Raw genomic sequence first — 21,158 nt, forward strand, 5'->3', positions numbered from 1 at the left:
AGGCCGGCCCGGCGGCCGACGTACGACGTACGACCGCGTTGCTAGGATGGCCGCACCATGGCGAGTGAGCGCAAGGCGACAGCGGATCCGGCCCGCAGCCTGGCCATCCTCTGGCGCACCCGGGAACCGACCAGCCGCAGCGCCGGGCAGGGGCTCAGCGTCGACCGGATCGTCCGCGCCGCGATCGACATCGCCGACGCCGAGGGCCTCGACGCGTTGACCATGCGCCGGGTCGGTGAGGCGTTGGGTGTCGGCACCATGTCCGTCTACACGTACGTGCCGGGCAAGGCCGAACTCGTCGACGTCATGATCGACACCGCGTACGGCGAGATGCCGCGTTCCGCCGTCGAGGGTGACTGGCGGGCCCGGCTGGAGCGGATCGCCCGCGACAACCTGGCGCTCTACCAGCGCCACCGCTGGATGCTGCGGGCCGAGACGACCCGCCCGGTGCTCGGCCCGCACCTGGTCGCCAAGTACGACCACGAACTCGGCGCGGTTGCCGACATCGGGCTCACCGACGTCGAGATGGACGCGGTGCTCACGCTCGTCCTCGGGCACGTGAAGAGTTCCGCGCGCGCCGCGTCCGAGGTGGTCGACCTGGAGCAGGAGACCGGCATGACCGACGGCCAGTGGTGGCAGTCGCACGCGCCCTGGCTGGAGACGTTCCTGACGGCCGACAGCTACCCGACCGCGTCCCGCGTCGGCACGGCGGCGGGCCAGCAGCACGGCGCAGCGTACGGCCCGGAGTACGCCTTCGAGTTCGGCCTGCAACGCGTCCTCGACGGCATCTCGGTGGTGGTCGCCGAACGGGCGGCCACTCCATAGGCTTATACAAGAGAATTTAGTGGTTTTTGTTCGCGTCGGGCGCTGAAACGACTGCACCGAGCCGGGCGAGCGCGCGGTCGGACGGGCTGTCCGGCTCGGCGTGGTAGACGACAAGTGACTGACTCGTCCCGTTGATCGTGAGCTTCTCGTAGCGCAGCTCCAGCTCGCCCACGACCGGATGCCGGAAGACCCGTAGCCCACCGCCCGCGCGGGCGGCGACGTCGTGCCGGGCCCACAACCGCCGGAACCGCTCGCTGCCGGCGGCCAACTCCTCGACCAGTTCGGTGAGCCGGGGATCGTCCACCTCGACGCCGACCTGGGCCCGCAGGCCGGCCACCGCGGTGGCCGCGACCGCCTCGGAGGCCGGGTAGAGCGCCGGCACGCGCGGGTCCAGGAAGACCGCGCGCAGCAGGTTCACCCCGAGCCGGTAGATCGGCGCCAGCGCGGTCGCCATCGGGTTGGCGAAGAGCACGTCCAGGTGCCGCCCGTGCACGAACGCGGGTGTCCGCGACCACGAACCGACCAACTGTCGGATGCCCACCGGCACCCGCTCCGGGCGTCGTACCGGCCGGCCGGCGGGCGCCTGACCGCCGAGGCGACGCAGGTGCGCCGTGGCCTCCGCGTCGAGCAGCAGCGCCCGGGCCAGCGCGTCGAGCACCTGCGCCGACGGGTGCCGGTCACGGCCCTGCTCCAGCCGCAGGTAGTAGTCGGCGCTGATGCCGGCCAGCAGGGCCAGCTCCTCGCGCCGCAGGCCGGGCACCCGCCGTCGGCCGTGTGCCGGCAGCCCGACGTCGGACGGACCGACCAGGTCGCGCCGGGCGCGCAGGAATTCGCCCAGCGGGCCGGCCGTGCTCACCCGCCCATCGTAGGAGCCCGCCCGGCCCGCCCAGCCTGGTCCTGCCACTACCAGGAAAACCAGGAACCCGGATAACCGGCGGTGGCCGGGTGACAGTGTTTGGCAGGAAGCGTGTTCGAGACAAGGGGCAGAGATGACTGAGCGAATCACGACGCCATTCGGCTTCGCCTCGACCGCCGACGAGGTCCTCGCCGGAGTCGACCTGAGCGGCAAGCGGGCCGTCATCACCGGAGGCGCCGCAGGCATCGGCGTCGAGACCGCCCGCTCGCTGGCCGCCGCCGGGGCCGAGGTGGTGCTCGGGGTACGCCGGGTCAGCGCGGGTGAGCAGGCCGCCGCCGACATCGCGGCCAGCATCGGCGCGGACCGGGTCACGGCCCGCGAGCTGGACCTGGCCGACCAGGATTCGGTACGCCGATTCGTCGCCGGCTGGGACCAGCCGCTGCACATCCTGGTCAACAACGCCGGGATCATGGCGCTGCCCGAGCTGGAGCGCACCGCCGAGGGCTGGGAGATGCAGTTCGCCACCAACTTCATGGGGCACTTCGCGCTGACCGTCGGCCTGCACGACGCGCTCGCCGCGGCCGGTGGCGCCCGGGTGGTGTCGGTGAGCTCCAGCGGCAACCTCTTCTCGCCCGTGGTCTTCGACGACCTGCACTTCGCGTTCCGCCCGTACGATCCGCTGCTGGCGTACGGGCAGTCCAAGAGCGCCGAGGCGTTGCTGGCCGTCGAGGCGAACCGCCGCTGGTCCGGCGAGGGCATCCACACCAACGCGCTGAACCCCGGCGCGATCGCGACCGGTCTGCAGAAGCACACCGGCGGGCTGCGTACCCCCAAGGAGCGGCAGAAGACACCGCAGCAGGGCGCTGCCACCTCGGTGCTGCTCGCCGCGTCCCCCCTCCTGGACGGCGTGGGCGGTCGCTACTTCGAGGACTGCGCCGAGGCGCCGGTGAGGACGGAGCGGCCCGCCGACTACACCGGCGTCGCGGCGTACGCGGTCGATCCGGGCAACGCCGAGCGGCTCTGGACCGTGGCGTCGGACCTCCTCTCGTAGCTGCCCCGATGCCGCAGGCAGCGTCGCGCCACGGCGACCAACCGCGCTGCGACGACGTGGTGGAGTTGCGGGTGCACGGCGTGTCGGGGGCGCGGCCCACGGTCATCCTGGGCGCGGAGCGGGTACGGCAGGTCGCGGGCGACGCCCGGGGAGGCTTCCACCGCCGCGACGGGTCGGACGGCACCGATCCGGACGGGGTGACGCTCGAGGCGTACCGCTGGGGTGACCTGCCCGCGGGCACTGTGGCCCGGACGCTCGCCATGGTCCTCCTGCTGCCGTTCATGCTCAGCAACGCGGCGGTGTGGATGCGGCCCACCGGCAGCGGCGCCGCCGGGGTCACCGTGCTGTGCCGGCTCCTCGCGCTCAACCTCACGGTGGTGTACGTGGTGTCCATGGCCGGGGTCGCCCTCGACCTGCTCGCCTGGCGGTGTCTCGGCGCGGCAGCCTGCCGAGCGCCCTTCGACACCCTGGCCGGGCTGGACGACAGACCTGTCGGGCAGCGGCTGGCCGTGTCGGCGCTGCTGCCGATCGTCGCCGTCGGGGTCCTGCGGCTGCTCGGCACCCGCCGCTCCCGCCCGGCCGGCAACCCGGTGTGGGCGGTGGAGCCGCTTGTGGTGCGGCTGCGGGCGATCCACGTCGCCGCGGCGCTCGCCGTACTCGACGTTCTGCTCCTCACGGCCCGTCGCGGCGGCGGCGCGACGCCCGGGACGACGCTGCTGCTGACGCTCAGCGTGGCGGTCCTGGTGGTAGGTGTCGGTCTGCTCGCCGCCCCGGGGCTGATCGACCGGGCAGCGACCGCCCGCACCGCCACGGTGGCTGCCCGCGCGACGGGCGTGGTGGCGGCGGGTCTGACGGTGGCGACCCTGGTGGCCGTCGCGCGCGACGAGCGCGGCTGGCCGTCGTCGGCCGGGCTCCCCGGCTACGACGGGATCGCCGGCGGCGCCCTGCTCGGCCAGATGGTGCTGCTGGTGGTGCTCAGCGGCGTGGTGCTGTGGCACCGCGGCCGGTCCGCGCTGCCCCGAGGGCTGGGCGCGGCGCTGATCGCGGCCATCGCGGTTGGCCTGACCGGCGCGTTCTCCGCCGGTCTGGTCTACCAGGCGGGGGTGCTGCTCGGCGGCTACCGCGGCGACGGAGGGCCGCCGCTGCCGTACCGCTGGACGCTGCTGGCCTTCTTCCTGCACGTGGCCGTGGCGGTGCTGCTGTGCGGGGCGATGACCCTCCTGTCCCGGCGTCGCCGTCGCGGGGCGGCGGAGGCGATCGTTGCCCGCGACTTTCCCGCGCCGCCGCCGGAGGCGACCGGACGGTTGCGGCGGGTCACCAAGGCGGTGGCCCGGGCGCGGTTCACCGAGTGGGTGGGCCTGCTGGCGGCCACGTACGCGTCTCTGGCGGTGGTCGGGCTGGCCACGAGTCTGCTCGGGCAGTTCGGGCGCGAGCCGGACGAGTTGGCGCGGCACTATCTCGGGCTGCCGGGCGGTGCGGTCGGGATGGGGCTCGCGGGGGGCACCTACCTCCTCGCCGCGGTGCTCCTCGCGTTGGTGTTGGGCGGTGTGTTCGCCTACCGGACGGCGTGGTTCCGCCGGTACGTCGGGATCCTCTGGGACCTGGGCACCTTCTGGCCCCGGGCCGCCCACCCGTTCGCGCCCCCGAGCTACGCCGACCGGGCGGTGCCGGAGCTGGCCGACCGGATCGGCCACCTGACCGAGCGGCACGCCGGGGTGCTGCTGTGCGGGCACAGTCACGGCTCGGCGTTGCTGGCCCTCGCGGTGCTGCGGCTGCCGCCGACGGTGCGTCGGCGGGTCGCGCTGCTCACCTACGGCTCCCCGCTGGACCGCCTCTACGCCCGGCTCTTCCCGGCGTACCTCGACGAGACGGTGCTGCGCGAGGTGGGGGAGCGGGTCGAATGGCGGTGGCTCAACCTCTGGCGGGACACCGACCCGGTCGGCGGTTGGATCTTCGCGGCGCACCGGCCCGGCGATCCGCCGCCGGAGGAGGCCGATCCGGCGGGCCGCGTGGACCGGCGGCTGCGCGATCCCGCGGCCCTGCTGCCGTCACCGGGGGAGCGTCGACCGCCACCGGTGCGCGGACACCACCCGGGCGAGTCCGACCCCGCGTTCCGGGCGGCCGTCCGTGACCTCGTCGGCCGGCTGCGCTCCCCGGACGGCGGATGAGCCGTTGGCGGGGTCCGTCACCGGTCCTCGGACAGCCGCTCGGACTCCGCGACCACCGCCCGGATCTTGCGCAGGGTGGCGTCGGGGGCGTGCACCGCGGTACGCCACCTGTCCAGCGTGCGGGTCAGCACCCGGACGACGAACTGCAACTGGTTGACCTGCTCGCGCAGCAGCCCCAGCTCGGATCGCCAGGTCACCGCCGGTAGTCGAATCCGTTGATCCTCGGCTGCACGGGAGACCTTCCTGGTGAGCGGGGCCGGCGGGCGGAGCGCCCGTCGCCGTCGTCTCATCGAGGCTGCCCGGGGGTGATCAGCGGACGGTCAGCGCCGAATCAGTACGGGCCGGTGCGTCCGCCTAGATTGGTGCCATGACCAGGCAACCGTCGCCACCGGTGGGGGTGACGTTCGGCGTGCTCGGGCCGGTGACCGCCACCGCCGCGGGCGGTCCGGTCCCGCTGCGGGGCCACCGGCAGCGCCTGGTGCTGGCCCGGTTGTTGATCGCCCACGGCCGGGTGGTGCCTGTGGAACGTCTCGTCGACGACCTGTGGGAGGTCCCGCCGGACGGCGCGGTGGGCGCGATCCGCACCTTCGTCGCCGACCTGCGCCGGGCGTTGGAGCCCGACCGGCCGCCCCGGCAGCCACCGCGTCTCCTGGTCACCGAGCCCTCGGGGTACGCGCTGCGCGCCGCCCCGGGCACGGTGGACGCCTACCGCTTCGAGGCCGCCGTCGGCGAGGCGGGACGGCTGCTGACCGGGGAGCTGCCCGCGTCGGCCCTGACGGTGCTGGACGAGGCGCTCGGGCTCTGGCGCGGGCCCGCGTACGCGGACTGCGCGGGCGCCCTCTGGGCCGTCGCGGAGATCAACCGCCTGGACGAGTCGCGGATGCTCGCCGTCGAGCGGCGTGCCGAGGCGCTGCTCGCGCTGGGCCGTCCGGACGAGGCCGCCGCCGATCTGCCCGCCCACCTCGCCAGCCATCCGCTGCGGGAGGACGCCTGGCGACTGCTCGCGCTGGCCCGGTACCGCTCCGGCCGGCAGGGCGAGGCGCTGGCAGCGTTGCGCGAGGCCCGCGACGTCCTGGTGGCGGAGCTGGGTCTGGACCCGGGGCCCGAGCTGCGTCGGCTGGAGGCCGACATCCTGGCCCAGGCGCCACACCTGACCCCCACCCCCGCCGTGGCCGTCCCGGACGGTGGCGAACCCCTTCGGGACGGCGCGACGGGACCCTCGCCGCAACGACCGGTCGTCCGGCGGGACGCCGAGCGGGAGCAGCAGCGGCCGTTCGTCGGGCGGGACGCGCAGCGGCCGTTCGTCGGGCGGGACGCGGAGCTGGAGAGGCTGCGGGACGCCGGCCAGGCCGTCACCGGCTCCGGCCGGCCCACGCTCGCCCTGCTCAGTGGGGATCCGGGCGCCGGCAAGACCGCCCTGGCCGAGGCGCTGACCCGGCAGCTCGCCGCCGAGGGCTGGACCACGGCCTGGGGCCGCAGTCCCGAGTACGAGGGTGCCCCACCCGCCTGGCCGTGGACCCAGATCACCGACACGCTCACCGAGCCAGCGGGGTCGGGCGGCCCGGCAGCGTCGGGCTTTTGGCTGGCAGCGTCGGGTCAGCTTGCCGGGTCGAGTGAGCGTCCGGGGGCGGCTGAGCCTGCCGGGTCCGGTGAGCCTGCCGGGTCTGGTGAGCTTTCCGGGTCGGGTGCGCCTGCCGGGTCCGGCGGGCCGGTGGGCGGTGGCGGGACGGCCGGTTCCGGCGGCGCGGCCGATCCCGCCGTGGCCCGGTTCCGTCGGCACCGCGCGGTGGCGTCGTTGGTCTCCGCCGTCGCCGACCGGACGCCCCTCCTGCTGGTGCTGGACGACCTGCACCGCGCCGACGGCGACACACTGGACCTGCTCACCGCCCTGCTCACCGGGCCGCAGCAGGCCACCGGGCCGGTGCTGGTCCTGGGCACCTACCGGGCCACCGAGATCAGCCCGGAGCTGACCGCCGCGCTGGCCCGCGCGGCCGGGCTTGAACCGGTGCGCGTCTATCTCGGCGGACTGTCTCCCGAGGCGACAGGTGAGCTGACCCGGGCCCTCGCCGGAACGGAGCTGGACCCGCCCACCGTCGGGCTGATCCACCATCGCAGCGGCGGCAACCCGTTCTTCGTCCGGGAGCTGGTCCAGCTGTACGCCGGCGCGGGCGACGCGGCGCTGGCGGCGGTGCCGCCCGGAGTGCGCGACGTCATCCGGCACCGACTCGCGCAACTGCCCGCGCCGACCCGTACCGTGCTGCGGCAGGCGGCGGTGCTGGGCCGGGACGTCGACCCAGACGTGCTCGGCGCGCTGACCGGCGACCCGGCGGCGCTGCTGGACGCCGTGGACCGTGCGTTGCAGGCCGGGTTCCTGACCGAGGCGGAAGCCGACGGGCGACTGCGGTTCACTCACATCCTCGTCCGCGACACGCTCTACGCGGATCTGTCCGCGGCGCGGCGCGCGGCCTGGCACGCCGCCGTGGCCGAGGCGTTGCAGCGGCGTCAGCCCGTCGACCCCGCCACGGTGGCCCACCACCTGCTGCGCGCCGGTGGGTCGGCTGCCGCCCTCCGGGCCGCGGGCTACGCCCGTACCGCCGCGGAACAGGCCGAACGCGACGGCAACCCGCACGAGGCGGCCCGGCTGTGGGCTCAGGTCGTCGACGCGTACGACCGGGCCGGGGGCACCGAGCGGCGTGAGCGGTTGAGTGCGGTGCTCGGTCTGGGGCGCGCTCTGGCGGTGACGGGCCGGTTGGCGCAGGCGCGCGGGTACCGCGCCGAGGCCATCGCCGACGCCGAGGCGGTCGGTGACCCCCGGCTGACAGCGGAGGTGCTGGCCGGCTTCGACGTGCCCGCGATCTGGACCCGCAACGACGACGACAGGCTCTCCGAGCGGATCGTCCGCGCCGCCGAGCACGCCCTGACCGGCCTCGGCCCGACCGGCTCGGCGCAGCGCAGCCGGCTGCTGAGCACGCTCGCGCTGGAGCTGCGCGGCACCTCCGACGACCGTGGCCACCGGGCCGCCGCCGAGGCCGAGCGGATCGCCCGGACCGTCGCCGACCCCGGGTTGCTGGCCTTCGCGCTGAACGCGCGCTTCATGCACGCCTTCCACCGCGTCGGGCTGGCCGCCGCGCGGGCCCGGATCGGCGTGGAGCTTGTCGACCTGGCCGCCGCGCGCCAGTTGGTGACCTTCGAGGTGCTGGGCCACCTCATCCTGGTGCAGTCGTGCTGCGCGCGAGCCGACCGGGCCGGCGCGGACGGGCACGCCCGCGCCGCCGACCGCCTCGCACAGCGGTACGAGTTACCGCTGGTGGGGGTCTTCACCGGCTGGTACGCCGCGCTGCGCCGGGCGTTGGACGGCGACCGGGAGGCGGCGGCGAGCGCGTACCGGGCAGCCGCGCAACGCCTCCCCGCCGACGCCATGCCGGGTCTGGCTCACGGACTGCTGCCGCTCGCGCTGCTCGGCCTGCGCCTGGCCGAAGCGGTCGACGATCGGCCGGCCCATGACGACCGGCCGATCCCCGGGCCGGACGACGAGGACTGGGCGAGCCTGGACTGGGGGCCGTACGAGCCGTGGGTCCGACCGCTGCTGCTCGCCGCGGACGGCCACCGCGACGACGCCCGAGCGGCGCTGCGGATCCTCCCGGACGGGCCGCGCGACCTGCTGCGGGAGGTGCGACTGTGCCTCACCGCGCGGACCGCCCTCGCCGTCGACGACAGGCCCACCATGCAGCGCGTTGCCGCCGCGCTCCGGCCGGCCGCCGCCGAACTGGCCGCCGGCAGCGGGGTGCTCAGCGTCGGCCCGGTGGCCGGGCACCTCGCCGACCTGGCCACCGCCCTGGGCCGCCACGAGGAAGCCGCCGCGCACCGCCGTACCGCCCGCCTGCTTACCGGGCGCGCCCGCGCCGACGACCCGACCTGAGCCCACTCGGGGCCTCCCGTGCCGGGCGACTTGCCGGTTCCCCTGGAACCGGCAACCGGGGTGCGGTCAGATGGAACCACCGCCGTCCGTCGTCGGCCGGGGATCGAGGGGGTACGCCGTGGAGGTGCTCGTCCTGATCGTGGTGCTGGGCGTCACCGTCCTGGTCGGCACCACCCTCGGCGGTCGGTACCGGGTCGCGCCGCCGGTGCTGCTCATCGGGTTCGGGGTGCTGCTCGGGCTGGTGCCGCCGCTGTCCGAGGTGACCCTGGAGCCGGACCTGGTGCTGCTGATCTTCCTGCCCGCGATCCTCTACCGGGAGAGCCTCACCATCAGCCTGCGCGAGATCCGGGCCAACCTGCCGGTGATCGGGCTCCTCGCCGTGGTGCTCGTGGTGCTCACCATGGTGACGGTGTCGCTGACCGCGCAGGCGTTCGGCGTGAACCCGGCTGCCGCCTGGGTGCTCGGCGCGGTCCTCGCGCCGACCGACGCCGCCGCGGTCACCGGCCTGGCCAAGCGCCTGCCTCGGAAGCTGCTCACCACCCTGCACGCGGAGAGTCTGATCAACGACGGCAGCGCTCTGGTGATCTTCGCGGTGGCCGTGGGTCTGCTCACCCACAGCGACAAGCCGGGGCTGCTGGGCATCGGTGAGGAGTTCGTCGGCGCCAGCATCGGTGGAATCGTCGCCGGGCTACTGGTGGGCGCCGTCGTGGTGCTCATCCGCAAGCGGCTCGACGACCCGCTGCGGGAGGGGGCGCTGAGCGTGCTGACGCCGTTCGCCGCGTTCCTGCTCGCCGACTCGGTGCACGCCAGCGGTGTGCTGGCCGTCGTGGTCGCCGGCCTGGTGCTGGCCTACGCCGGTCCACGGGTGATCCGCGCCCGGTCCCGGGTGCTGGCGTACGCGTTCTGGGACCTGTCCACGTTCCTGATCAACGGTGGGCTGTTCGTGCTGCTCGGCACGCAGATCCCTCGGGCGGTGAAGGGCATCGCCAGCACCTCGCCGGGCCGGGCCCTGGCGATCGTGCTGGTGGTCACCCCGGTCGTCGTCGCCACCCGGCTGCTGTTCGTCTACCTGACGGCGGAGTCGGCGAAGCTGCTGCGTCGCCGGATGCTGGACCAGGACCCGTCGGCGTCCGACTGGCGGGTGGGGACCGTGGCCGGCTGGTCCGGTTTCCGGGGTGCCGTGTCGCTCGCCGCCGCGCTGGCCGTGCCGACGATGACGACCGCCGGCACGCCGGTGACCGAACGCGATCTGATCATCTTTGTCGCCGCCCTGGTGATCGTCCTGATCATGCTGGTGCAGGGCACCACCCTGCCGCTGGTGGTGCGCTGGGCGGGGCTGACCGGTGACCCGGAACGTGTCGACGAGGCCCGGCAGGCCCGGCTGCGCGCCACCCAGGCCGGCCTGGACGCGCTCCCCCGCGTCGCCGCCGAGGTCGGCGTCGAGGGGGAGACGGTCCGTCGGCTGCGGGCCGAGTACCAGCGGCACCTGGAGGACTTCAACGAGAGCGGTGGGCGTACCGCCGAGGAACGCCGGCTGGACCGCCGACTGCGCCTCGGCGTCCTCGCCCACAAGCGGCGGGAGCTGACCCGGCTGCGCGACAACCGGGAGATCGACGACCTGGTGCTCCAGGAGCTCCAGGCCGCCCTGGACAACGAGGAGATCCGGCTGCTGGGGCGGGGACCGAACGAGTGACCGCCCCCCGTGACCGGCCCGGTCGCGCCTGACGGATTGGTGACACCGCCGCACGCCGTACGGGACGTTCGGCCACGTCATCGGCGGGTACGGTGAGAGGCGGTTCGGCGTCTGTCGATGTGTTCGGTTCGCGAGGGGGTGCCCATGGCCACCGGAGCGAGCGAGGCCGAGCCCCGGGTGGTGACCGAGGGCGAGTTCCTCGACGAGCTGGTCGCGGTCACCAGGGAGCGCACCGCCACCGAGTTCCTCTACCTGATGGCATCCGACGACGCGGTCGTCGGTGTCCAGTGGGAGCAGCCTGGCGTGGACCATCGCCGCCACTACCGGGTGCGCGACGCCTGCCCGCACTGCGTCGTCCTCGCGGGGGTGCTGGCGTTGGCGCCGATGCTGCCGCTGGACGTGCTGCGCGCCGGGCGCGCCCGACCGCAGTACGAGACGGTGCTGCGGACCGGCCGGCTGCCCCACCTGGCGTTCGCGCGGCCGGCCGGTCCGCCCGGCGCGAGCTGGCTGGGGGACTGTCACGCGGTCGACGGTGACCCGCACTCCGCCGCCGACTGTCCCCGCCACGCTGTGCCCCCGCCCACCGGCGACCCGCTGGAGCTGCGCCTCGGGGCGCTGCCCCGGGCCGTCCGTGAGTTGTACCCGCACGACGGCGCCGCGACCGCCGACCTCCAGCAGCGGCTGCGGATCGCCCAGGACTGGCGGGCCGACGCGCAGGCGGTGGCGAGCGGCATCCGCGAGGCGGCGGCGACCTGGGCGTTCCTGCGCAAGTCGTGCGTGCTGGGCGTGCCGGTGCCCGGCGTCAACGGTCTCGTGCTCACCCTGCCGCCGGGCCGGGCCCCGGACGACAGGCCCCTGGCCGAGCTGCACGCCGCAGCGGTCCGCGCCGCGCCCCACGGTGCTGGCCCGCTGCCCTACCAGGAGCGGGCCTGCCTGCTGCCCGAGCCGGCCTCGGGAACGCACCGCATGCCGACGTACGCCGGCGCGGTGGACCTGACCGCCGCGGCGCCGGTGCGTACGCTGCGCCTGCCGACGCCCCGCCGGCCGCTGAGCACCACCGGTCGGGGGGTGCTGCTGCTCTACGAGGCCCGGCACGCCATGGGCCGGCACGTGGCGAGCGCGCCGGTGCGTGACAGCGCCTACTGGGATTCCGAGGCGGCCTTGAACGTCTTCGAGTTCACCCTGCTGGAACGGGTCGCCGGGCGGCACTACCAGGAGGCGGTGGCCGCCTACGTCCAGGCGCTGCGCCGCGAGGGCGGCCTGCTCGCCCGCCCGCACAAGGTGCTCGACAGGCGCCGGCGCAAGGCGCTGTCGCTGGCGTTCGGCGGGCTGGACGACGAGGAGCTGCACCTGTGGGCGTCGGTCGCGTACCGGAACGCCATCCTGGAACTGCTCGGCGACCTGAAGGCGTTCGCCGGGCACCTGCGCCGCCAGGCGGGCTGAGCGTCCGTCTCAGAGCACCTGGGCGAGGAAGCGGCGGAGCCGGGGATGCTCGGCCCCCTCGAAGATCCGGTCCGGCGGGCCGGCCTCCAGCACCACACCCCGGTCCATGAAGGCGACGGTGTCGGCGACGTGCCGGGCGAAGCCCATCTCGTGGGTGACCACCACCATCGTCATGCCGGCAGTGGACAGGTCGGCCATCACCCCGAGCACCCCCTTGACGAGCTCCGGGTCGAGCGCCGAGGTGGCCTCGTCGAAGAGCATCACCTCGGGCCGCAACGCCAGCGCCCGGGCGATCGCCACCCGCTGCTGCTGACCACCGGAGAGCTGCGCCGGCCGGGCGTCGGCCTTGTTGGCGAGCCCCACCAGCTCCAACTGGGCGCGGGCGATCGCCGTCGCCTCGTCCTCGCCGAGCTTGCGCAGCCGACGCAGCGCCAGGGTGACGTTGCGCAGCACGCTCATGTGCGGAAAGAGGTTGAACTGCTGGAAGACCATGCCGACCCGCTGGCGCAGCGCGTCCGGGTCGTCGCGCAGGACGCTGCGTCCGTCCAGCAGCACGTCGCCTCGGTCGGGCTCGATGAGCCGGTTGAGCGTACGCAGCAGAGTGGACTTGCCCGACCCGGACGGCCCGATGACGCAGGCGGTCGCGCCGCGCGCCACGGTGAGATCGACGCCGCGCAGCACGCGGTTCGGCCCGAAGGCGAGGTGGACGTCGCGTGCCTGGAGGCTTACCGAGGTGGTGGTCGCGAGGGTGGTCATCCCCGATCTCCTTCCGGTGCGCCGGCCAGCGCCGGAGCGTCGTCGTCCTCGTCGTCGTCGGCAGAGGTGGCCGGCCGGCCATGGCGCAGCCGCCTGTCGATTGCGTTCACGACGTGCGTCAGCGGGACGGTCAACGCCAGGTAGAACAGTCCCGCCAGCAGCAACGCGGACTCGTTGCCGGTGGTGGCCGCGTAGTCCTGCCCGATACGGAACAGCTCCCGCTGGCTGGCCACCAGGCCGAGGAAGTAGACCAGGCTGGAGTCCTTGATCAGCGCGATGAGCTGGTTGACCCAGGCGGGCAGCACCCGCCGGACGCCCTGCGGGATGATCACCAGCCGCATCGCCTCGGCCCAGGAGAAGCCGAGGGCCCGCGCGCCCTCCAACTGGGCGGCCTCCACCGACTGGATGCCGGAGCGGAAGATCTCCCCGATGTACGCCGCCGCGATCAGCGACAGCGCGAGGATGCCCAGCGGGTACGGGTCCGGCCCCCAGACCCGCATGCCGAAGGGTGCCAGCCCGACGCCGATCAGCAGGATCGTCGCCGCGGCCGGCAGCCCTCGGAACACGTCGGTGTAGACGCGGGCCGGCCAGCGCAGCCACCGACTGCGGGAGATGCCGGCCACGGCCAGCAGCAGGCCGAACACCGTGCCGAGCAGGGCGGCGGAGACCGCCAGGATCAGCGTGTTGGGCAGCCCGACGGTAAGCATCTCGGGCAGCGCCTCGCGCATCGCGTCGGCGTCGAAGAAGGTCTCCCACAGGGTGCTCAACGGATCCATCGGTGGCCTCTCCTACCGCCCTGCTCGCTCGTCACCAGTTCAGGAAGCGGCCGACGCCGACGGCGCAGCCGACGCCGACGGCACAGCCGACGCCGACGGCGCCGACACCGTGCCGCTGCCCGGCCTGAAGTCCGCCGGGATCGGCCGGCCCGGGTAGTACTGGGCCTGCAACCGGCTCCAGGTGCCGTCGGCGATGACCTCGTCGAGGCCCTTGTTCAGCGCCTCGCGCAGCTTGTCGCTGCCCTTGGCCACGGCGTACGCGGTCGGCGCCGGGCTGAGCTGCTTGGCCGCCACGGTGATCTTGCCGTTGCTGTCGGCTGCCGACTTCTCGCCGATCTCCGCCGGGGCGATCCACGCGTCGGCGGTGCCCGCCTTGAGCTGGTTGATCGCGCCGTTGTAGTCCGGCACCCGCACCGGGTCGAGCTGCTTGCCGGTGGCGTAGTCGTCCTGGACGGTGCCCTGCACCACCACGACGCGCTTGCCGGCGAGCTGGTCGAACCCGGTGATCGGCGAACCCGCCGGCACGTCCAGCCCGAAGTAGCCGAAGTCGTACCCGTTGCCGAAGTCGACCGTCTTCTTGCGCGCCTCGGTGATGGTGATCGAGGAGCTGCCCACATCGAACTTGTGGTTGTTGACCTGGGAGAGCAGCGCGGAGAAGTCGGTGCCGACGAATTCGACAGTGAGGCCGAGCTTGCCGGCGACCGCGGTCAGCAGGTCGTTGTCGAAGCCGGTGAACTTGCCATCCTTGAGGTACACGTTCGGCGGGGCGTCGGTGAGCGTGCCGGCGCGCAGCACACCGGCCTGCGCCAGGCCGTACGGGTTGCCGGCGGTGTCGGTCGAGGCGTCGTCACCGCAGGCGGTCAGCGCGGTGGTGGCCAGGACGGCGGCCGCGCCCAGGGCAACGAAGCGGCTCAAGCCAGAAGAAAATCGCACGGGTGTCTCCAAAAGGGTGCGTCGACCCGGTCGATCATGAAGTTGTTGCCCCGACACGCCGGTCGGGCGGGCAACAACTTCATGATCGACAGCGGGGTGGGTGGGCGCGGTGCGCCCGGGGAGGGGAGGGAGGGGGAGGGTGCTAGCGCGTCAGGCGGCGGTACACGCCGCGCTGCACATTCGCATCAGGTCCACGTGCCGTCGCCGGGTCAGGGTCGGCGTGAGCCGACCGGCCGGTGGGGTGGGGCTGAGGATGCGCATACGGTCTCCCGGGTCTGGTGCTGACCTGGGTGCCAGGCCACGCTTGCGCCGACGACGTGCCGGTGCCTGGTCTTCACCCGGGGCACCCCACCGCGGAGGAGGGTTGCCGGCCAGCGAGCCGGGGCTTCGCGCTGGCACTCATGACCTGCGCCGAGGCTAGCAGCTCCGACCGGTGGACCGTCCAGCCGTTATGACCACGCTCACCGTCGGGCGACGGTTCGACCCGCAGGTCAACCGGCGTGCACGTGCGGTCGGCGGCGCGGGTCCGGTTCCTGCCGGCGCAGGATCTCCCGGGTGACCGAGGCGATCGCGCCCTGCCCGAACGCCAGGTAGCGAAGGATGTTGCGACCCGGGCCACCCTCGCTCCACTCGAAGTAGATGTGCGGGCGTCGCCGGCTCCGTTCGCGGATCTCCAGCAGCAGGGCGGCGAGCGCGGTGGGCACCGAGGAGCCGGTCAGGCTGAGCACCGGGTAACTGTCGTGCGCCACACTGCCGCGCACCAGCAGGTCGGTCTCGAAGTCCGACGGGTCGGTGATGTGAACCTCGACGAAGATGACGTCGCCGTCGTCGGGGAAGTCGTTGTCCGCCATGGTCTGGGCCAGCTTGGCGCGGTACTCGGCCGGATCGCGGCGCTGCGGCTCGTGTGCGATGAGGCGGATCCGACGGGTGGCGCGTTCGTCGATCATCCGGGCGGCGACCGGATCCAGCTCGACGTGGTCGACCCGCAGCTCGTAGGCCCGCATGATCCGGGACAGCACGGACACCAGGATCATCCCGCCGATGAAACAGGCGGCGATCTTGACGCCGTCGGGGCGTTCCACGACGTTCGCCACTGTGGTGTAGACGAAGATCAGCGCGATGGCGCCGAACGCCCACGTCCGCCCCCGCTGCCGCCGTCGCCGCGCCGCGAGGGTCACGGCCGTCGCCGCCGAGGTGATCAACACCAGAACCCCTGTGGCGTACGCGCCGCCCTGCGCGTCCACGCTCGCCGAGAAGACCACGGTGATCAGGAATGCCACCGCGGTGAAGACCAGCACCAGCGGCCGGACCGCCCGCGCCCAGGCAGGCGCCATGCCGTAGCGCGGCAGATACCGGGGTACGAGGTTGAGCAACCCGGCCATCGCCGACGCCCCCGCGAACCACAGGATCGCGATCGTGGACAGGTCGTAGACGGTGCCGAACACACCGCCGAGGTGCTGGTGCGCCAGGTAGGCCAGCGCCCGGCCGTTCGCCGGACCGCCGGGCTCGAACGCCTCGGGCGGGATCAGCACGGTGGTGGTCACGCTGCTGGTGATCAGGAAGACGCTCATCGTCGCGGCGGCGGTGGTGAGCAACCGCCGCGCGCCCCGGATCCGGCCCAACGGCCGGTCCTCCGAGTCCTGGCGATCCCCCCGGATGTGCGGCATCACCGCCACCCCGGTCTCGAAACCGGACAGGCCCAACGCCAGCTTCGGGAACACCAGCAGGGACAGCCCAACCACCAGCAGGGGATCGCCGTGCCCGGTGCGCAGCGCGGTGGTCCAGTCCCCGACCGCGCTCGGGTGGGTCACCACCCGCCACAGCGCGTCGGCGATCACCACCGCGTTCAACGCCAGGTAGACCGCGACCAGGACGACCGCGATCCCGATGGCCTCGCCGAATCCCTTGAGGAACACCGCGCCCAGCAGCGCCACCAGCAGCAGTGTGAGGGCCACCTCGTGCCCCTTGAGACCGCTCGGCCAGAACGGGTTCTCGTCGATGTGGGCTGTCGCGTCCGCCGCCGAGAGGGTGATGGTGATGATGAAGTCGGTGGCCGCGAAGCCGAGCAGCACCAGCACGAACAGCTTGCCCGGCCAGTAACTCAGCAGGCGTACGAGCATCGCGATCGAGCCCTCACCGTGCGGGCTCTCCACCGCCACCCGCCGGTACACCGGCAGCGCGCCCAGCAGTGTCACCAGCACCAGCACCAGCGTCGCCACCGGCGACAGCGCCCCGGCGGCCAGCGCCGCGATGCCCGGCTGGTAGCCCAACGTCGAGAAGTAGTCGACGCCGGTCAGGCACATCACCTTCCACCACGGGTGGTGCCGATCCGCCGGCGGGCGCCCGTGTGGGCCGGGATGCCGCGCGGCCTGCTCCGTACCGCCGTCGAGCAGCCAACCGCGCAGCCGCCCGGCGCGCCTGTTGCCCTGCACCGGCGCTTCCCCCGTCCTCCGCCCATGGTCACCGCGAGTATCCGCCCGGCCTCACGCGCCCGTCTCGGGTACGCCGAACCCGCCCGTCGCGGGTGGGCGAGGCGGGCCTGTCGGAGGGTTTCGGCCCGCGGGCAGGGGGGATGCAGCGCCTCCGGCGCCCCCGCGCCGAACCGTCCGGTAGGGCCGGGAGGCCGCCGGAGGGGGATGTCACCGGGAGGGAGCGGGTCATGGTCGGCGGCCGTCGCTTCCGCCCGGGTGGTGGCTTCGGCCGCCAGCTCGACGAGCACGAGACCCACGTCGGCGTGCCGCCACCGCCGGAGCCGCCACCGCCCGCCGGGGGCATGGTGGACAGTGCCGTCTACATCCGGGGACACCGGTTCGCCTCGCCGGCCGGCCTCGCCGAGACGTACTCCTGCCTCCAGGAGCAGGACGACGCGATGGCCTGGATCGGGTTGTACCGACCCGACATCGACCAGATCTCCTCGCTGGCGCGCGAGTTCCGCCTGCACGACCTGGCGGTGGAGGACGCGATCAACGCCCACCAGCGACCGAAGCTGGAGCGGTACGGGCACACGCTCTTCGTGGTGCTGCGTGCCGCCCGCTACGACGACCTGCGGGAGGAGGTCGAGTTCTCCGAACTGCACCTGTTCATCGGGCCAGGCTTCGTGGTGACGGTCCGCCACGGCGAGGTCCCCGACCTGGCCGCGGTGCGGCGGCGGATGGAGGCCGACGCGCCGATGCTCGCCCGGGGGCCCGAGGCGGTCCTGTACGCGATCCTCGACCAGGTCGTCGACGGGTACGCGCCGGTGGTCGCCGGGCTGGAGAACGACATCGACGAGATCGAGACCCAGGTCTTCGGCGGCGACCCGAACGCCAGCCGGCGCATCTACGGGCTCAGCCGGGAGGTCATCGAGTTCCAGCGGGCCGCCCGCCCACTGCTCGGCATCCTCGACGCCTTGGCCAGCGGTGCCGGCAGCTACGGCACCGACGAGGAGCTGCGCCGCTACCTGCGCGACGTGACCGACCACCTCACCCAGGTGGTGGAGCGCGTGGACGGCTTCCGGCACCTGCTGCAGAACATCCTCACCGTCAACGCGACCCTCGTCTCGCAGCAGCAGAACGAGGAGATGCGCAGCCTGACCGCTGCCAGCTACGCGCAGAACGAGGAGCTGAAGAAGGTCTCCTCGTGGGCCGCGATCCTGTTCGCCCCGACGCTCATCGGCACCGTGTACGGGATGAACTTCGTCCACATGCCGGAGCTGAACTGGCGCTTCGGCTACCTGTTCGCGCTGCTGTTGATGCTGCTGGTCTGCGGCACCCTCTACCTGGTCTTCAAGCGGCGCGGCTGGCTCTGAGAGCGCGGCGCGACTGTCACTCGATGCCGCGCAGGATGTGCCGTTCGTCCTCGCTGTCGTCGTCGCCCGCGGCGATGCGGCCGAGCAGCACGGCGGCGGCCCAGATGGTCAGGGGGGTGGCCGCTCCGGTCATCCCGCCGCCGGTCCGGTCGTGGTTGGTCTGGCTCCGCTCCGTGCGCGGTGGCCTGCGCTGAGCCTGCATGGGCCCTGCCTCTCCTCGTCGAAGCCGCCGCGGGCAGCGCGGTGTGCGCCCGCGCCCCCGGCCGGGCGACCGCTCGCGTTGGGTCGCCACCGGTACGGCATCCACGTCGAACCATCCCATGCCCGGCCGCATCCGCACCCCCTGTTTTCGGTTTCCCGACTGTCGCCCGCCAAACCGGACATTTCGCCGCGATGGTGCCTCGGGCCTGTCGACTGGGTAGCGAGGCACGCGTGAGTGAAGCTCTCGGCACGGCCGCACCCGCCGTTCCCGGACGCCTGGCGTTGCCGCACTACCTCGTCGCGGCGACGCTCGCCAGGGGTGCGGACGCCGGTGCCGCGGTGGGGGTGGTCCTGTTGGCCACCCTGCCGGAGGTCGGGGCCAGTCGTCCGGCGCTGCTGGGCGGGTTGCTGGCCACCTGCCTGACCGCACCGCATCTGCTGGGGCCGTTGCTCGCCCGCCCGCTGGACCGGGCACGGGACGGGCGGGGCCTGCTGGCCGCCGCGTTCGCCACGTACGCCGGAGCTGTCGCGCTGGCCGCGCTGCTGCTCGGCCGGCTGCCGGTCGGTGTGCCTGCCGCGCTGCTGATCGTGGCCGGGGCCTGCGGGCCGCTGCTGACCGGGGGGCTGAGCAGCCGGCTGGCCGCGCTCCTCGCCCCGGACGAGCGGGCGCAGCGCCGGGGTCAGGGCTGGGACGCGGTGACGTACGGGGTGGGCGGCAGCGCCGGCCCGGCCCTCGTGGCAGTGCTCGCCGCGGTGGCCGGACCCCGGATGTCCCTGCTCGGGTTGGCCGCCGCCACAGTGGTCGCGGCGGTCCTGGTGGGCACACTGCCGGCGCAGGTGTCCGGACGGCACGGGCCGGCGCGGACGGTGCCCGCCGCGCGCGGCGGCCTGCGGGTGCTGCTCGGGCCCGGGCCGCTGCGCCGGGTCACCGGGGTCACCATGGTCGGCGCGCTCACCGGTGGAGCGATCTCGGTGCTCGCCGTCATGCTGGCGGCGGACCTCGGCCGGGAGGCGGCCTCCGGTGCGCTGCTCGCCGCCGCCTACGGGGGCGGAAACCTCGTTGCCGCTCTCGTGGTCACGGCGTTCCCGCTGACCGGCGAGCCGGAGCGGCTGACGTTCCGGTGGGCGGCGCTCGGCGCGGTGGCGGTCGCGCTCTGCGCGGCAGTGCCCGGCTTCCCGCTGGGGGTCGCCGCGTTCGCGCTGGCCGGGGCGGCGACCGCGCCACTCTTCGCGGCGACCCTGGCCGCCCGGTCGGCGTACGCGCCGGACGACGTGCGGGCACAGGTGTTCGTATCCACGGCGGCGCTGAAGGTGGCCGCCGCCTCGCTCGGCACCGGGCTGGCCGGGGTGCTCGCCCCGCTCGGTCCACGCCTGTTGCTTGTCGCCGGGGCATCTGTCACGCTCGCCGCCGCGCTGGCGGCGACCGTCACCGCCCGGCGTCGCGTCGGCGACCGGAGGCGCGTCGGCCAGGGGCGTATCGGCTAGGGGCGCATCGGCTAGCGGGCGCATCGGCCAGCGGGCGCGTCGGCCAGGGGCGCGTCGGCTAGCGGGCGCGTCGGCCAGGGGCGCGTCGGCCAGGGGGCGCGTCGGCCAGGGGCGCGTCCGCGACCGGGGGCCCGGCGGTGGCTAGGACAGCGGGTGGGCGATGCCGCGGGCGTGGTCGGTGAGCGCCGCGCCGACCACTGTCGCCGACAGCGGCAGCACCTCCAGGCAGCGGCGCACCGCCGCGGCCATCAGCGTGTTCGGCACCCGCATGGACAGCGTGCAGTGCGGCACCCAGCGCCCCGGCTGGTAGTGCCCGGCCAGGGTGACGCCGCCGGCGGCGAGCCGGCCGTGCACCAGCCGGTGGTGGGCCAGCAGCTCCGGTGTGGGCGCCGGACCGAGCCAGAGCACCCGTCCGACGAACTGACCGACGTGCTGGAAGTCGAGCCGCAGCGGGGCTGCCACGACGGTTCCGCGCAGCGCCTCGGCGACCTGCTCGGGATCGAAGCGGGGCGCCACCGCGAGCGAGACGTGCGGACGGTGCCGCTGTTCCAGCAGCGAGCGCATGCTCTGCACGCCCTCGGCCTCCAGCGCGTCCCACAGCACCCGGATCCGTCGGGTGGCATCCGGGTCCAGATACAGCTCCAGCGCCGCGACCACGTGATCACCGTAGCGGCCGAGGTTTGGCCGTCCGTGTCCGGCGGTACCGTGATCCGAAACAGACCAGGAGGCGTGCCCCGTGGACGTGAGTGACCTGCTGACCGAGACGTACGACCGGCTGCCCGACCTCGTCCGCGCGGCGGTCGACGGCCTCACCCCGGAGCAGTTGCGCTGGGCGCCCGCCGAGGGCGCCAACCCGGTCGGGTGGCTGGTCTGGCACCTGACCCGCGTCCAGGACCATCACGTCGCCGACCTGCTCGACACCGAGCAGGTCTGGGTGAGCGGGGACTGGGCGGGGCGGTTCGGGCTCACCGCCGATCCGGACAACACAGGCTATGGCCACACGCCCGCCCAGGTCGCCCAGGTGCGGCCGGAGAGCGCGCAGGCGCTGATCGACTACTACGCGGCGGTCGCGGCGCGTACCGGATCGTTCCTGGCCGGGCTGCGACAGGCGGACCTGGACCGCGTCGTCGACGAGTCGTGGGACCCGCCGGTCACCCTCGGCGTGCGGCTGGTCAGCATCGCCGACGACGACCTGCAACATGCCGGGCAGGCCGCCTACGTGCGCGGCCTCGTCGACGCCGACTGACCCGCGTCCCCCGGCTCAT

At 74.0% G+C, this 21,158-nt stretch carries 18 protein-coding genes and 1 riboswitch; of the genes, 9 read left to right on the plus strand and 9 right to left on the minus strand.

The genetic code is table 11. From position 1 onward, the window contains the following. The first annotated feature begins 57 nt into the window (after positions 1-57). Entirely contained in the window at positions 58-825 is a 768-nt protein-coding gene (locus AB0K10_RS28565) for a TetR/AcrR family transcriptional regulator (RefSeq protein WP_363688531.1), read from the plus strand. Positions 826-841: 16 nt separating this feature from the next. Here AB0K10_RS28565 and AB0K10_RS28570 read toward each other — a convergent pair whose 3' ends face one another. Then, the gene (locus tag AB0K10_RS28570) at positions 842-1,681 is read right to left on the minus strand and encodes a helix-turn-helix transcriptional regulator (protein ID WP_363688533.1); all 840 of its coding nucleotides are present in this window, start codon (positions 1,679-1,681) and stop codon (positions 842-844) included. Positions 1,682-1,814: 133 nt separating this feature from the next. Between AB0K10_RS28570 and AB0K10_RS28575 the strand changes: the two genes are divergently transcribed. Both AB0K10_RS28575 and AB0K10_RS28580 read left to right on the plus strand, forming a co-directional pair. Then, positions 1,815-2,732: an SDR family NAD(P)-dependent oxidoreductase gene (locus AB0K10_RS28575; protein ID WP_363688535.1), complete on the plus strand. Its 918-nt coding sequence runs from the start codon at positions 1,815-1,817 to the stop codon at positions 2,730-2,732. An 8-nt stretch (positions 2,733-2,740) separates the two neighbouring features. Then, entirely contained in the window at positions 2,741-4,900 is a 2,160-nt protein-coding gene (locus AB0K10_RS28580; protein WP_363688537.1) for a hypothetical protein, read from the plus strand. A 17-nt stretch (positions 4,901-4,917) separates the two neighbouring features. Here the strand turns inward: AB0K10_RS28580 and AB0K10_RS28585 are convergent, their stop codons facing one another. Then, positions 4,918-5,097, minus strand: coding sequence for a hypothetical protein (locus tag AB0K10_RS28585; RefSeq protein WP_363688538.1), 180 nt, complete (start codon positions 5,095-5,097; stop codon positions 4,918-4,920). A 170-nt stretch (positions 5,098-5,267) separates the two neighbouring features. Here AB0K10_RS28585 and AB0K10_RS28590 point away from each other — a divergent pair, with 170 nt between their 5' ends. The 3 genes from AB0K10_RS28590 to AB0K10_RS28600 all read left to right on the plus strand — a co-directional run bounded on the left by AB0K10_RS28590 (position 5,268) and on the right by AB0K10_RS28600 (position 11,955). Next, complete coding sequence (locus tag AB0K10_RS28590; protein ID WP_363688540.1) at positions 5,268-8,819, plus strand: BTAD domain-containing putative transcriptional regulator; 3,552 nt, start codon at positions 5,268-5,270, stop codon at positions 8,817-8,819. 70 nt (positions 8,820-8,889) lie between these two features. Beyond that, the gene (locus tag AB0K10_RS28595; RefSeq protein ID WP_363688542.1) at positions 8,890-10,512 is read left to right on the plus strand and encodes a Na+/H+ antiporter; all 1,623 of its coding nucleotides are present in this window, start codon (positions 8,890-8,892) and stop codon (positions 10,510-10,512) included. Between the two features lie 144 nt (positions 10,513-10,656). After that, complete coding sequence (locus tag AB0K10_RS28600; protein WP_363688544.1) at positions 10,657-11,955, plus strand: hypothetical protein; 1,299 nt, start codon at positions 10,657-10,659, stop codon at positions 11,953-11,955. A gap of 9 nt (positions 11,956-11,964) precedes the next feature. On the opposite strand, the gene AB0K10_RS28605 is transcribed toward AB0K10_RS28600, so the two are convergent. The 5 genes from AB0K10_RS28605 to AB0K10_RS28625 form a co-directional block, all read right to left on the minus strand. Beyond that, positions 11,965-12,711: an amino acid ABC transporter ATP-binding protein gene (locus AB0K10_RS28605; protein ID WP_363688546.1), complete on the minus strand. Its 747-nt coding sequence runs from the start codon at positions 12,709-12,711 to the stop codon at positions 11,965-11,967. Further along, positions 12,708-13,487 (minus strand): amino acid ABC transporter permease, encoded by a 780-nt coding sequence (locus AB0K10_RS28610; protein ID WP_363688548.1) that lies wholly within the window; start codon positions 13,485-13,487, stop codon positions 12,708-12,710. Before AB0K10_RS28610 ends, AB0K10_RS28605 begins: the two co-directional genes overlap by 4 nt. Before the next feature lie 39 nt (positions 13,488-13,526). Beyond that, positions 13,527-14,402 carry an ABC transporter substrate-binding protein gene (locus AB0K10_RS28615; protein ID WP_363688550.1) on the minus strand — a complete coding sequence of 292 codons (876 nt, stop codon included), beginning with the start codon at positions 14,400-14,402 and terminating at the stop codon, positions 13,527-13,529. Positions 14,403-14,570: 168 nt separating this feature from the next. Continuing rightward, positions 14,571-14,681, minus strand: a complete 111-nt coding sequence (locus AB0K10_RS28620; protein ID WP_363688552.1) for a putative leader peptide — start codon at positions 14,679-14,681, stop codon at positions 14,571-14,573. A 34-nt stretch (positions 14,682-14,715) separates the two neighbouring features. Next, positions 14,716-14,827: riboswitch (SAM riboswitch) on the minus strand. 84 nt (positions 14,828-14,911) lie between these two features. Beyond that, positions 14,912-16,852, minus strand: coding sequence for an amino acid transporter (locus tag AB0K10_RS28625; protein WP_363688554.1), 1,941 nt, complete (start codon positions 16,850-16,852; stop codon positions 14,912-14,914). Between the two features lie 227 nt (positions 16,853-17,079). Between AB0K10_RS28625 and corA the strand changes: the two genes are divergently transcribed. After that, positions 17,080-18,207: a magnesium/cobalt transporter CorA gene (corA, locus tag AB0K10_RS28630; protein ID WP_363688556.1), complete on the plus strand. Its 1,128-nt coding sequence runs from the start codon at positions 17,080-17,082 to the stop codon at positions 18,205-18,207. Positions 18,208-18,223: 16 nt separating this feature from the next. On the opposite strand, the gene AB0K10_RS28635 is transcribed toward corA, so the two are convergent. Then, a complete protein-coding gene (locus AB0K10_RS28635) occupies positions 18,224-18,409 on the minus strand; it encodes a hypothetical protein (RefSeq protein ID WP_363688558.1) in 186 nt (61 codons plus the stop codon). 230 nt (positions 18,410-18,639) lie between these two features. On the opposite strand from AB0K10_RS28635, the gene AB0K10_RS28640 reads away from it, so the two are divergent. Beyond that, on the plus strand, positions 18,640-19,893 hold the full coding sequence (locus AB0K10_RS28640) for an MFS transporter (protein ID WP_363688560.1): 1,254 nt from the start codon (positions 18,640-18,642) through the stop codon (positions 19,891-19,893). 141 nt (positions 19,894-20,034) lie between these two features. Here AB0K10_RS28640 and AB0K10_RS28645 read toward each other — a convergent pair whose 3' ends face one another. Beyond that, complete coding sequence (locus AB0K10_RS28645; protein ID WP_363688562.1) at positions 20,035-20,550, minus strand: 2'-5' RNA ligase family protein; 516 nt, start codon at positions 20,548-20,550, stop codon at positions 20,035-20,037. A gap of 79 nt (positions 20,551-20,629) precedes the next feature. On the opposite strand from AB0K10_RS28645, the gene AB0K10_RS28650 reads away from it, so the two are divergent. Beyond that, positions 20,630-21,139, plus strand: coding sequence for a DinB family protein (locus AB0K10_RS28650; RefSeq protein ID WP_363688564.1), 510 nt, complete (start codon positions 20,630-20,632; stop codon positions 21,137-21,139). Positions 21,140-21,158 lie beyond the last annotated feature (19 nt).

This window comes from Micromonospora sp. NPDC049274 (genome assembly GCF_040678875.1).
Classification (GTDB): Bacteria; Actinomycetota; Actinomycetes; order Mycobacteriales; family Micromonosporaceae; genus Micromonospora.